The sequence below is a fragment of the Nonomuraea sp. NPDC003727 genome (genome assembly GCF_053586935.1).
Map to the genome: position 1 here is coordinate 394,063 of NZ_JBSFNE010000010.1, position 12,187 is coordinate 406,249.

General features: G+C 71.6%; 13 protein-coding genes. 6 read left to right on the forward strand and 7 right to left on the reverse strand.

The genetic code is table 11. From position 1 onward, the window contains the following. Window positions 1-275: 275 nt before the first annotated feature. The 3 genes from ACWDLG_RS26870 to ACWDLG_RS26880 form a co-directional block, all read right to left on the reverse strand. A complete protein-coding gene (locus tag ACWDLG_RS26870) occupies window positions 276-1,502 on the reverse strand; it encodes an alpha/beta hydrolase family protein (protein WP_449924808.1) in 1,227 nt (408 codons plus the stop codon). 180 nt (window positions 1,503-1,682) lie between these two features. Further along, window positions 1,683-2,030 carry a winged helix-turn-helix domain-containing protein gene (locus tag ACWDLG_RS26875; RefSeq protein ID WP_449924811.1) on the reverse strand — a complete coding sequence of 116 codons (348 nt, stop codon included), beginning with the start codon at window positions 2,028-2,030 and terminating at the stop codon, window positions 1,683-1,685. Further along, complete coding sequence (locus ACWDLG_RS26880; protein WP_449924813.1) at window positions 2,030-2,503, reverse strand: hypothetical protein; 474 nt, start codon at window positions 2,501-2,503, stop codon at window positions 2,030-2,032. The genes ACWDLG_RS26875 and ACWDLG_RS26880 overlap by 1 nt, the downstream gene beginning before the upstream one ends. Window positions 2,504-2,715: 212 nt before the next feature. On the opposite strand from ACWDLG_RS26880, the gene ACWDLG_RS26885 reads away from it, so the two are divergent. Continuing rightward, window positions 2,716-3,207 (forward strand): DUF2867 domain-containing protein, encoded by a 492-nt coding sequence (locus tag ACWDLG_RS26885; RefSeq protein ID WP_449924815.1) that lies wholly within the window; start codon window positions 2,716-2,718, stop codon window positions 3,205-3,207. Here the strand turns inward: ACWDLG_RS26885 and ACWDLG_RS26890 are convergent. Together ACWDLG_RS26890 and ACWDLG_RS26895 are read right to left on the reverse strand one after the other, a co-directional pair. Continuing rightward, window positions 3,187-3,660 (reverse strand): cupin domain-containing protein, encoded by a 474-nt coding sequence (locus tag ACWDLG_RS26890; protein ID WP_449924817.1) that lies wholly within the window; start codon window positions 3,658-3,660, stop codon window positions 3,187-3,189. The genes ACWDLG_RS26885 and ACWDLG_RS26890 overlap by 21 nt on opposite strands. Before the next feature lie 1,044 nt (window positions 3,661-4,704). Then, entirely contained in the window at window positions 4,705-5,208 is a 504-nt protein-coding gene (locus tag ACWDLG_RS26895) for a GlcG/HbpS family heme-binding protein (RefSeq protein WP_449924819.1), read from the reverse strand. Between the two features lie 275 nt (window positions 5,209-5,483). Here ACWDLG_RS26895 and ACWDLG_RS26900 point away from each other — a divergent pair, with 275 nt between their 5' ends. After that, window positions 5,484-5,762: a DUF4031 domain-containing protein gene (locus ACWDLG_RS26900; protein WP_449924822.1), complete on the forward strand. Its 279-nt coding sequence runs from the start codon at window positions 5,484-5,486 to the stop codon at window positions 5,760-5,762. Window positions 5,763-6,102: 340 nt separating this feature from the next. Here ACWDLG_RS26900 and ACWDLG_RS26905 read toward each other — a convergent pair whose 3' ends face one another. Then, entirely contained in the window at window positions 6,103-6,750 is a 648-nt protein-coding gene (locus ACWDLG_RS26905) for an HD domain-containing protein (RefSeq protein ID WP_449924825.1), read from the reverse strand. A 148-nt stretch (window positions 6,751-6,898) separates the two neighbouring features. Further along, window positions 6,899-7,522 (reverse strand): alpha-ketoglutarate-dependent dioxygenase AlkB, encoded by a 624-nt coding sequence (locus ACWDLG_RS26910; RefSeq protein WP_354904837.1) that lies wholly within the window; start codon window positions 7,520-7,522, stop codon window positions 6,899-6,901. Window positions 7,523-8,012: 490 nt separating this feature from the next. Between ACWDLG_RS26910 and ACWDLG_RS26915 the strand changes: the two genes are divergently transcribed. Genes ACWDLG_RS26915 through ACWDLG_RS26930 form a run of 4 tightly spaced genes read left to right on the forward strand, consistent with a single transcriptional unit; the run spans window position 8,013 to window position 12,186 of the window. Then, the gene (locus ACWDLG_RS26915) at window positions 8,013-9,155 is read left to right on the forward strand and encodes an aminotransferase class V-fold PLP-dependent enzyme (RefSeq protein ID WP_449924829.1); all 1,143 of its coding nucleotides are present in this window, start codon (window positions 8,013-8,015) and stop codon (window positions 9,153-9,155) included. 18 nt (window positions 9,156-9,173) lie between these two features. Further along, entirely contained in the window at window positions 9,174-10,481 is a 1,308-nt protein-coding gene (locus ACWDLG_RS26920; protein WP_449924832.1) for an ABC transporter substrate-binding protein, read from the forward strand. Further along, on the forward strand, window positions 10,478-11,380 hold the full coding sequence (locus ACWDLG_RS26925) for a carbohydrate ABC transporter permease (protein ID WP_449924835.1): 903 nt from the start codon (window positions 10,478-10,480) through the stop codon (window positions 11,378-11,380). Before ACWDLG_RS26920 ends, ACWDLG_RS26925 begins: the two co-directional genes overlap by 4 nt. After that, the gene (locus ACWDLG_RS26930) at window positions 11,377-12,186 is read left to right on the forward strand and encodes a carbohydrate ABC transporter permease (RefSeq protein ID WP_449924838.1); all 810 of its coding nucleotides are present in this window, start codon (window positions 11,377-11,379) and stop codon (window positions 12,184-12,186) included. Before ACWDLG_RS26925 ends, ACWDLG_RS26930 begins: the two co-directional genes overlap by 4 nt. Window position 12,187: the final 1 nt, after the last annotated feature.

The following is a 12,187-nucleotide window of genomic DNA, read 5'->3' on the forward strand; positions in this document are numbered from 1 at the left end:
CGAGCTCGGGCCGGCTGACTCCCGCGCCGGACACGCCGAGCAGGGGCCGGCGTGCTCCGGCACCGACTTCGGCCGCTCAGGCCCTGGCCGAACAGCTGTTTCTCCGGGTGCTTCGTGCGACCTCGGTAGGCGTGCCCTCCACCCAGGGCGCGAGGCCGAGATCGCACCAGGGACGAGGGGTCACGCCTGCTCGCCGGGAACCACGCTGGCCGGCGGCGGTCCGGGGCGACGGCCGCGCCCGGTGCCGGTGGGTGTGCTGGGCGCCCGGCAGGACGTCAGCGCCAGAACCTCACCTCGGGATAGCGCCGGGAGGGCCGGTCGAGCAGCGGCTGGTGCCGTCCGCCGAGGTGCAGGTCGAAGAAGGCGCCGACGTACCGGCGAGTGATCTCGGCCGCGCGGGCCCCGGACAGCGGCGTGCCGAGATCGATGCCGCCCTGCTCCAGGAGCAGCGGATAGTCGGTGAAGGACCCGTGGTCGCCACCGTCCACGGTGAGCCAGCGCTTCCAGCCCGTCATGCGCTTCCAGTCACGTCCCCACGTGAAGTCCTGCCCGCCGGGCTCGTGGACCTTCCCCGCGCCCATCATCAGGAACGGGCGGTCGAGCCCCTCGCCGGGGGCCGGGACGAAGAACGGTCCGTCCATGTTGACGCCGGCCCGCACCCGGGAGTCGTTGAGCACGGTCCATGCGGCGCTGCTGCCGCCCAGGGAGTGCCCCGCCACCCCGATCCTGGAGCGGTCGATCAGCTCGCCGCCCTTCCAGGCGGGCCGTGGCCCGGTCAGCCGGTCGAGCACGAAGGCGATGTCGGCCTGGCGGCCCCTGGTGGCCTTGTCACCGAACGTCCAGGCCTCCTTCTCCTGCTCCGCGCAGGCGACGCAGGTCGCGGTGCGGCCGTCGGGAAGGCTCGTGCCGTAGGACTCGTAGGTGTGGTCGATCCCCGCCACGACGTACCCCTTGCTCGCCAGGTCCTCCGCCAGGATCGTCAGCGAGGAGCGGGGCATGGTGAACCCCGGCGACAGCACGACGAGGGGCAGGCTCCGCCGGCGGCCGACCGGCGCGGCGCCGGCGATCGCGTTGGTCCTGGTCCTGCTCAACGTGTCTCCGGGCACGCCGGTGATCTTCTGCCCCTTCAGCAGCAGCGCCGACTCCTCCGCCGTCATGTACGGCGCCCGCCGTCCGGTGGACGTCTTCGCCGGGTACCACAGCGACACCATGAGCCGGCGCGCCTTCTCCTCGGGCACCCACGGGTCCGGGCGGGAGTCGTCCACCAGGTGCAGCGTGGTGGCGCCCACCGCGCGGGGGCCGCTCGGCCTGGGCAGGACACCCGGCGAGGCGGGGGACGGCGAAGCCGGCGAAGCGGAGGGCGAGGCAGGGGACGGCGAGGCGGGGGACGGCGAGGGCGGTTCGGCGGCGCGGGCGGACGCGGTGGCCGTCAAGGGGGTCGCCGTGAACGCGAGCAGCGCGATGCCGGCGGCCAGCGCGCCGCGGATGGTCGTCTTTGACATGGTGACCATGCTGGTGGCGGGCGGCCGGGGGGCGCCTCGGCCCAAAGATCCATTGTCGGATGCGACTTTGGGAGCGGGCCGCCGCGGCGCATCCACCCCGGATCGGAGGGGTCCCGACCCAGCCCCCGCGCCCTGAACCGGTTCTCCCCCGATGTCCCGCCCTACGGTCACCGGCAGCTCTCAGCCCCCGGCTGTGCCGGCATGGCCTTGGTCGTCCCTCGGGTGCTGTTCCGCCGGCGTCCTGGCGAGTTCGACGATTCGTTCCAGTGCCGCCGCGTGCCGCCGGAAGGCGTGCCGTCCTTCGGGGGTGAGCTGCACGAAGGTGCGCCGCGCCCGCTTGTCCTGCCCCTTGCGGACCGCGACGTACCCGGCGGCGGCCAGCGCGGAGACCTGCTTGGACAGCGCCGAGTCGCTGGTTTCGACCGCGTCCCTGAGGAAACCGAAGTCCACCCAGTCGGCAGGCGCCAGCACCGCGACGATCGACAACCGCGCGGGAACGTGCAGGAACTCGTCGAACAGCGGGTCCATCAGCCGCGCCTACCGTCCTGCACGACGATCCTCTTCAAGACCCGGCGGGCCAGGGGAATGATCGCCACGTACGTCACGGCTGACGCGGCCCCGGCGACGGTGGCCTGGGACGGCAGTCCGTGCGCCGGCACGCCGAACACGAAGAAGGCGACGATCCTGGTGACGGCGAAGACGAGCAGGAGGCCGACCGTCAACGCCACATAGATTCCCACCTCCTCGCTGGTGGCCTTCCTGCGGACGGAGGCCCAGTGCGCGTACACGATGCCGATGCCCGCATACAGGCCGAACCCGAGCAGAGTGCCGGCGATGGACCACGGGCGAGGGAGGTCGATCGCCGCGAACCCGGCGAAGATGCCGAGCGCCGAGACGACCACGTAGGGCAGCGGGAACATCTGGCGGACGATCGCGTCGCGGGTCTTGTCCTGGAGGCGCCTGATGTCGTCGAGCGAGGACTGGGCGTTCTGAGGGTCCATGGGCCTTCCCTGATGTCGACTACTTTCCTCTCAGGAAAGTAGCACCTGTTTTCCTCACAGGAAAGTGGTCAGCGGCCGTGCGCCTGGCGATCCTCCACAGGGCCTACTCGGTGGCCACCCGCCCGCCGTACCGGCCCGAGCCGCCCGCCCGAACGGGCCGCCAGCCCGGATGTAACATAATTCTAGAGGATACTCTCTAAAAAGGGGGATGCATGGGCACCGACTTCGCCGCCTTGCGCGCCCTGACCGGCTCCGGCGACTTCACCGACACGCTGCCGGTCCGCGCCCGGGGGACCCTGCGCGAGTTCGTCGCGGGCGCGCTCGGATGGGAACCCGGCTGGCTGCGGCTCCTGTACCGGATGCGGGGCGTGTTCGCTCGGATGCTGCGCACGGCCCACCCGGACGTCCAGCCGGGATCGGGCGGCATGCGGCCCGAGGACATCCCGTTCACGCCGGGCCGCAGGATCGGGTTCTTCCGGGTCGTCGAAGGCGTCGAGGACCGGCACCTGTTGCTGGAGGCGAGCGACTCGCACCTGGCCGCCTACCTGGCGGTCGTCTCCGACGGAGACGACCGCTTCCGGATGGTGACCGTGATCAGGTATCTGCACTGGACCGGCCGGCTCTACTTCGCCGTCATCCGGCCCTTCCACTGGATCGTGGTACGCGGCATGGCGCGGGCGGGCTCAGCCGTCCAGGGGCGGTAACGGGCCGAGCGTGGTCACACCGTACGTCGCGTCGAGGGCGCGCATGGTCTCCTCCGGGAGATCACCCGCCTCGGCGCGACGGTGGATGTCGCGGAAGAACCCCTCGGTGCCACCGGGCACGAAGATCGTCAGCTTGCGCCCTCCCGAAGGCCCCGCACGCAGACCGTGCGGGCATCCCGGTGGCACGAACACCACGGCGCCCGCCTCGGCCGACAACCACCGCCCCGCCACGTGATAGTCGTAGTGCCCCTCCAGGATGTACCAGAGCTCCGCGACCTCGTGGGTGTGCAGCACGGTCGAGAAGCCGGGCGGATCCGCGCTCTCCAGCATGCCCATCGCGCCCCCCGTGAGCTCGCTGGACGCCTTGATCCGCATGGGCGTGAGCTGCGGGGTGGCGGCGGCCTCGCCCTCTCCTGCGGGCAGCAGGTACGGCTGCGCGAGATCGCCCGTCATGACGCGACCGGACGCTCGTGCGGGCCGCCCGCGACCGCATCGCGGCTCCGGCACGCCCCGGCATGATCCGCCACCCGGGAATTCGACATCGGCCGGGAATCCACCATCGGCCGGGAATTCGCCATCGGTCGAGGGCCCGCCGCCGGTCGGAGATCCGCCATGGGCCGGGAATCCCCCATCGGCCGGGAGTTCGGCATCGGCCGGGGATTCGCCATGGGCCGGGGATTAGCCATGGGCCGGGGATCCGCCGGCCAGGAATCCGCCGATTGAGCATTCACCGCCGGCCAGGGATCCGCCGGTCGGGAATACCGGAACCTACGGAGCGTGGCCGTCAGCCGGCTCCGCTGCTCTACGCAGGCCGGTGACAAGGGGGAATCGCGGCGCGACGGCCCATCGCATGAGAAAACGTGCATCAGGTGACCTCCGGCCTCCCACGATTCCCGACAGGACGATCCGGCGGCCTCCCTCGCACGGGATTTCGCTGGTGATCTTCATCACCCTCCTGCGGCATGCCGTGCGGCCGCCCCGGCAACAGGAACACGCGGCGGGACAGACCGACGCCCATCTCCGTGCGGCCTTGATTCGGGGGGTGGTCCCAACGCCGGTCTCGGCGCGGCCCGATCCGAGGTTGGCCCCGACGATCGTCACGATGCGGCCCGATCCGGGTAGACCAACCCCCATCTCCGTGCGGCCTTGATTCGGGGGGTGGTCCCAACGCCGGTCTCGGCGCGGCCGGATCCGGGTTGGTCCCGACGATCGTCACGGCGCGACCCGGTCCGAGGTCGGTCGCGATTCCGATCTCGCCGAGGCCGGGGGCGAGGGTTGGCCCCGAGTCGCGTGCCGGGGCGCCGTTACGAGCCCGGGCCACGCGCGATCGAGGAGCGTATCCCTGGACAGCGCCAGCCCCGCGCCCTCGGGTGGCGCGGGGGACGGCGTGCCGTACCGGATGGTCGGCCGCACCCGCTGACCTGAGGAGCGGGGGCCACCCCAGGTCAGCGGGTCGGGTCAGTGGGTCGGCGGGTCGGCGGGCAGCAGTGGAGCAGGTCAGCCAACGCCCTGGACGGCCTTGAGGCCGGCCTGGGCGAGGGCCTCGTCGATGTCGCCGGAGGGTGCGCCGCCGACGCCGATGCCCGCGATCGGGGCGCCGTCGACGGCCACGGGGATGCCGCCGCCGAGCAGGAGCGTGCCGGGGATGGCCGCCAGCGCCTGGTTCTTCGCCAGCGCGCTGGTCGCCTGGCCGAAGCTCACCGCGGTGAACGCCTTGCGCCTGGCCGACTCCTCGGTCTGCGGACCGGCGCCGTCACCCTTGAGGATCAGGCGGGTGGCGCCGGAGCGGTCCACGATCGCGACGGTCACACGCTGCTTCTGCTTGGCCGCCTCCTTCTGCACCGCGTCGGCGATCTTCAGGGCGACGTCGGCGGACAGCACCTTGGTCTCGACGACGGCCGGGTCCGCGGCCGCGGCCCGCGCGACCTGGGTGGTGGCCAGGCCGCTGGTGAGAGCGATGGCGGCGACGGCTCCAGCGACCAGGCGGGTACGGATCTTCATGGTGTCGGTTCTCCAGGTCGGAACGGCTTGACGTGTTCCAGGTTGCCGTCGCGGCCTGCCGGAGCCATCAGGGGTCTGGATGAACCTCCCATCAACCGATCGGTTGATGCCATCGCCCGTGGAGCGGCCCACCCGCCTGATCCGCGGTGGGTGGTTCTCCTGCAGCGGGGTGGGGCCGGCGCGCGGTTCGAGCGGTTCGAGCCCCCAAGAACTGGCGGAAGTGCCGCGGTTTCGGGGCGCCGCCTCACGGCGCGGGTGGCTTTACGCTTGACGGCGTGACGGTGCTGATCGATCCCCCGAACTGGCCCGGTCCCCGGGGGCTGCTGTGGTCCCATCTGGTCAGCGACCGCTCGCTGGAGGAACTGCACGAGTTCGCGGAGCTGTTGGGGGTGCCGGCGCGGGCCTTCGACAGGGACCACTACGACGTGCCGGAGACGGTGCACTCGCGGGCCGTCTCGCTGGGCGCCGAGCCGGTCAGCTCCAGGGAACTGCTGGCCCGCCTCATCGCCGCCGGCCTGCGCCACCGCAAGCGCCGCTCCCCGGAACCCCGCTGACCCAGGACGATACACGCGACAAGCCGGGCCCGCCGACGCCACTGACCACAGGACGACGGCACACCCCATACGAGACCAGCGAGGGTACGCCGACGCCACTGACCGCACTGCGCGAGACCAGCCAGGCACGCCGAAACCGCTGACAGTAGGACGACGGCACACCCTGCGCGAGACCAGCCAGGCCCGCCGAAACCGCGGACTGTAGGACGACGGCGCACCCTGCGCGAGACCAGCCGGGGCACGCGACGCCGCCTGATCGCGGGGCGATGGGGCCCGAGCGGCCGGGATCCGTCCGTGACTGCGTTGACCGCAGGGTGGCGCACGAGAAGACCGGCGCGGCTCAGGCTTCGAGGGTGGCCAGTTCGGCGGTCATGTTGGCGCGGGCCCTCGCCTCCCACAGGTCGTGGGCGAGCGGCGTGCGATAGAGCCGGGGCGCGTCCATCAGCCGGCGCAGCACCTGGGCCCGGCCGGGCCGGAACAGCTCGTCGGGCACGTGCGCGTACTCCTGCCTGACGGCCCGCGCGTATGCCGCGTAGTCGTCGCCGGCGAGGACGGCGAGGTCGGCGTCGCACAGCACGGCCCCGTTCGCGTCCCGCCCGCGCCCAGGCGAGGAGGGCGGCTCGGTGGTGTAGTCGGGGTCGTGCGTGGCGGTGAGGCGGACGAGCCTGGCCACCTCGGCCACCCGAGCCTGCGGCAGACCGCATCTCGCCAGCCGGGACTGGGCCAGCTGGGCGCTGCGTTCCTCGTCCGAGCCGGCCTTGCCCTCGTACACCGCGTCGTGGAACCACGCGGCCAGCCGTACCGCGTCGGCGTCGCCGGCAAGGTGCGCCAGCGTGTCGACGGCGCGCAGGACCGCGCGCAGGTGGTCGAGGGTGTGGTACCGGCGATGCGGCTCGGCCCATCGGGCGACCAGCTCGGCGCCCGTGGCCGCGGCGGCGGGCGACGGCCCCACGAGCGTGATCCAACCTGCGGTCAGGGTATGTGGCACGAGCCGAGCGTACTGATCGGGCGCGAGGCCGGCGGACACCCCGGGGCGGAACCGGATGCTGACGCACGAGCTGATCCGGCGCGAAGGTCGGCGGACGCCCCGGGGCCGGAACCGGATGCTGGCGCCCGAGCCGAGTGTAGCGCGAAGGTCAGCGGACGCCCCGGGGGCGGAACTGGATGCTGACGCGCGGCCCGACCGGGCGGGCCGTCTTCGGGATCGCGTGCTCCCAGGTGCGCTGGCAGCTGCCGCCCATCACCAGGAGGTCGCCGTGGCCGAGCTCGTGCCGCACGGTCGCGCCGCCACCGCCGCGGGGCCGCAGCATGAGGGCCCGCGGGGCGCCGACGGAGACGATGGCCACCATGGTGTCCTCGGTGCTGCCCCGCCCGATGGTGTCGCCGTGCCAGGCCACGCTGTCGCGGCCGTCGCGGTAGAAGCACAGGCCCGCCGTGGCGAACGGCTCGCCGAGCTCGGCGCCGTAGTGGGCGTCGAGCGCTGCCCTGGCCTCGTCCAGCACCGGGTCGGGCAGCTCCTGCCCCTCCTCGTAGAAGGCCAGCAGGCGGGGCACGTCGACCACCCGGTCGTACATGTGACGCCGCTCGGCCCGCCATCGCACTCCGGTGATCAGCCGGTCGAGCAGGGCGTCGGCGCCGCCGATCCAGCCGGGCCTGAGGTCGATCCAGGCGCCGTGGCCCAGGTCGACGCGTCTGACCGTGGATCCGAGCGGCCCGGGGCCTTCGGCGGCGAACAGGTCGAGCAGCGAAGCCTGAAACATGTGTTCGAGTATAGGTCGTGACCGGCGGGAATGACAGCCGCGGGCGCTTCGGCAAGTGGACGCTTGCACTCCATAAGTGCGGCCGGCCGGTGGACACTCGGGGGCCCGGCCCTTCCCGCGCTCCACCCCCAGGAGTGGCGATGAGAATTGCGCGAACCCTGTCGAAGGCGGCCGTGGTCGCCCTGACGCTCAGCCTGGCGACCGGTGGCCTGACCGCCGCCCGGGCCGACTCCCTCTCGTTACCCCCGGCCCCCGCGTCCGCGGCGCGATCGGGCCCGGCACCGTCCGGCGACGAGCCGCCACCGGCGGGCGAGGCCACGGCCGCCAGCCCTCTACGGCGTGACGGACTTCAGCGGTGTCACGCTGACCACCGAGTACTGAGAAAGCATCGGGCGCGCACGGGGTCTTCCCGGCGCGCCCGAATTACCCTATATTGAACGCTCATATCTACCCCCCACCCCTGGAGTCCCCCATGGCACGCCTTGTTGATATGAACGTTCAACTCGCGCGCTACCTGGGGCGATTCGACGAGCTGCCCGGCTATCTCGACTTCGCCAGGGTCGGCCCGATCTCACACGACGTCGCCATGACCCTGGTCGAGGCGGCCCGCGCGAGCAGGGGCGAGCGGGCGGTGGACACGCTGGCCGCCCGGCTCGAGGAGGCGCGGCGGAACACCGCCGGCTTCCTGCGGGCCACGCCGCACGAGGTCGCCTTCGTCTCCTCGACCAGCCACGCGCTGTTCGCGGCGGCAGCCGCCCTCCAGGGCGGCACGGTGCTGGTGCGCCGCGGCGAGTTCCCCGCCAACGTCTATCCGTGGCTGCGCCTGCAGGATCGCGGCGGGCCACGCGTGCGGTGGATCGACGCCCCCCGGGTGACCCCCGAGGTCGTGGCCGCCCACCTCACCGCCGACGTCAGGGCGCTGGCGGTCAGCGCCGTGGACGCGCTGACCGGCCATCGGCCCCCGCTCGGTGCGCTCAAGGAGGTCCTCGGCCGCGACCGGGTCCTGGTCGTGGACGCCATCCAGGGCCTGGGCGCCGTTCCCCTGGAGGTCGAGGCGGCCGACGTCCTGGCCTCCGGCGGCCAGAAATGGCTCAGGGCGGGGTGGGGCGCCGCCGCCCTGCTCGTCCGCGACCGGGTCTCGGCCCGCCTCTCCCCCGGCATCGGCGGCTGGTCCGGCGTCCGCGAACCCCTGGCGGAACAGGCCCCCGCCCCCGCCCCGGACGGCACGAGCGGCCATCCACGCGAGCCGCTCCCCGGCGCGGCGGCGCACACCATGACCAACCCCGACTACCCGGCTGTCGCCGCGTTCGGCGTCGCCCTCGATCTCGTCACCACCGTGGGCGTGGATGCCATCGCCGCCAGGCTCGCCGACACCCTCGGCGCCCTCCTGGACACCGCCAGAGCCGCGGGTGCGGAGATCCCGCACGACGACCTGCCCCCTGAGGAGCGCGGCGGCATCGCCTGCTTCCGCCTCCCCGGGCACGATCCCGCGGACGTCCATGCCGCCCTCGCGCGAGCAGGGCTCACCACCACCCTGCGCGGCCCGTGGATCCGGCTGTCCCCCCACGCCACCACCCCCAGCCAGGCCGTGGACCGCCTGGCCGAGGGACTGCGTATCACACGCAGGCCCTGACCCCCCGAAAGGAAAGAAATGATCAACCGTCGCGCGGCCCTGGCCGTCGTCCTCACCGGAGCACTCGCCGCGGCCTGCGGCTCCTCCCCCGACGCGGAGCAGAACGGCCCCGTCACGATCACCGTCTGGTCATGGAAGCCCGCCAGCGAGGGCCTGGCCGCCGTGGCCAAGGACTTCGAGAAGGCCAACCCGAACATCAAGGTCAACGTCCAGGCGATCGGCAACCCCGCCATCTGGGACAAGATCACCATCGGCATGGCCGCCGGCGGCAAGGGCCTGGGAGACGTGCTGCACATCGGCATCGACTACCTGCCCGGCTACATGGACAAGTTCCCCGGCGGCCTCGCCGACCTGCGCAAGCTGGGCGCCGACAAGTACAAGGACGCCTTCGCCAAGGGGCTGTGGCCGACGGTGACCGGCAAGGACGGCGGCGTCTACGCGATGCCGTGGGAGGTCAACCCGGTCGGCTTCTTCTACCGCAAGGACCTGTTCGACAAGGCGGGCGTCGACGCGGAGAAGATCACCACCTGGGACGAGGCGATCGAGGCGGGCAAGAAGCTGAAGGAGAAGACCGGCGCCTTCCTCCTCGGCCTCAACAAGCCGGCCGCCGGCAGCGTCGACATGGACCTGTACCAGTCGCTGCTCCAGCAGCAGGGCGCCTTCTACTTCAACCGGGAGGGCGAGGTCACGCTCGGCTCCGCGCCTGCCGTCCAGGCCATGACCCTGCTCAAGAAGATGAACGACGCGGGCATCCTCGCCGACACCTCCGGCGAGGGCACGGCCAAGCAGATGATCGGCAGCGGCAAGCTGGCCGCGCTTCCCTGGGCGGCCTGGGCGGTCAGCTACATCCCCGAGATGCGTCCCGAGCAGAAGGGCCTGTGGCGGGTCATGCAGCCGCCGGCCGTGACACCGGGCGGCAAGCGCGCCGCGATCGTCAACTCCACGCACCTGTCGGTGTCGGGCACCAGCACGCACCAGAAGGAGGCGTACGCGTTCGTCGAGTACGCGCTGACCAAGCCCGAGGTGATCAACAAGGTCTTCGCGGAGGGCGGCGTGTTCCCGGCGCTGACCGCGGCCTACTCCGACCCCAGGTTCACCGCGCCCCAGCCGTACTTCGGCGACCAGCCGGCGCTCAAGACGTTCGTCGACGCGCTCACCGAGGGCGCCGACGCCACCTACTACTCCGGCGACTACGCCAGGGCGCTGAAGCTCGCCAGTGACGCGCAGACGAAGGTGCTGCTCAAGGGCGCCGATCCGGCCGCGGCGCTGACCGAGGCCGCCACGCAGCTGGCCCAGCAGACCAACAGGAAGCCGGCCGCCGGATGACGCTCACCCTGTCCAGGCCGCGGGAGCGGGCGGGGATCAGGCGGTCGTTCGTCACCCGGCGCAACGTCCCCTACCTGCTGGTCGTGCCCGCGCTCGCCGGCTTCCTGGTCTTCAAGGCGTATCCGATCCTCGCCGCGATGTACATCAGCCTGACCACCGGCGCGGGCGCGGCCCGCACCTTCGTCGGGCTCGACAACTACGTCCGGCTGGTGAACGACCCGCTGTTCTGGACCGCGCTCTGGAACACCGGGCTGATCCTGGTCGTCCAGGTGCCGATCATGCTGTTCCTCGCGCTGCTGCTGGCGCTCGGGCTCAACTCCGCCTCCCTCCGGCTCCGCGGCCTGTGGCGGCTCGGCGTCTTCATGCCGAGCCTGACCGGACTGGTCGCCTACGGCGTGATGTTCTCGGTGATCCTGCGCAAGGACGCGGGCCTGCTCAACTGGCTGCTCAGCTTCTTCGGCGTGACGCCCATCGACTGGCTGGGCAGCCCCTTCTGGGCCCGCATCTCCATCGTCATCGCCCTGACCTGGCACTACACCGGCTACAACGCGGTGATCTACCTGGCCGGCCTGCAGAGCATCGCCAAGGAGCTGTACGAGGCGGCGATGGTGGACGGCGCGGGCCCGGTCCGCCGGTTCTGGTCGATCACGGTGCCGCAGCTGCGGCCGATCCTGGCGCTGACCGTGGTGCTGTCGACGATCGGGACGCTGCAGCTGTTCGACGAGCCGTTGGTGCTGACCGGCGGGGGGCCCGACAACTCCACGCTGACGATCTCCCTTTACCTGTACCTGAACGGCTTCCGCTACTTCGACTTCGGTTACGCCGCGGCGATCGCCTACGCCCTGACGTTGATCGTGGCCGGGTTCGGCATCGCACAGATGAGGTTGCAGAAGACATGAAAGGCTGGACGCTGACTTTCGTGCTGGCCGTGGTGTTCGGGCTGTGCGTCGGCCCGTTCTACTGGCTGGCCATGGCCGCCACCCACGCCAACTCCGACATCTTCTCCTGGCCGCCGAAGTTCTACCCGGGCGACCAACTCGTGGCGAACACGGCCAAGCTGGAGGAGTCGATCGGGCTGGTCACCGTGCTGGGCAACACCCTGTACGTGGCGGTGGTGCAGACCGCGGGCGCGATCGTGGTGTCGCTGCTGGCGGGTTACGCCTTCGCCAAGTTCACCTTCAAGGGCCGCAATCTGCTGTTCGTGCTGCTGCTGTCGACGCTCGTCATTCCCACCGGCGTCACCATCATCCCGGTCTTCGAGATGATGAACGACATCGGCCTGATCGACAGCTATCCGGCGCTGATCCTGCCCAGCCTGTCGGTGCCGTTCGGCATCTTCCTGATGCGGCAGTCGCTGCTGGCCATACCCGACGAACTGCTGGACGCCGCGCGGGTCGACGGCGCGGGCGAGCTGCGGGTGCTGTGGCGGGTGGTGGTCCCGGTGATGCGGCCGGTCCTGGCGGCGCTGGCGGTCTTCCTGTTCCTCGGCGCGTGGAACGACTTCCTGTGGCCGCTCATCGCGATGCGCACGCCCGAGATGTACACCCTGCCCGTGGCCCTCGCCAGCCTGCTGGGGCTGGCCAAGACCGACTTCGGCCAGGTCATGGTGGGCACGGCGATCTCCTCGCTGCCCATGATGATCCTCTTCCTCGTTCTCCAAAGACAGTTCATCTCCGGCCTGCTGGCCGGTGCCACGAAGGGATAGA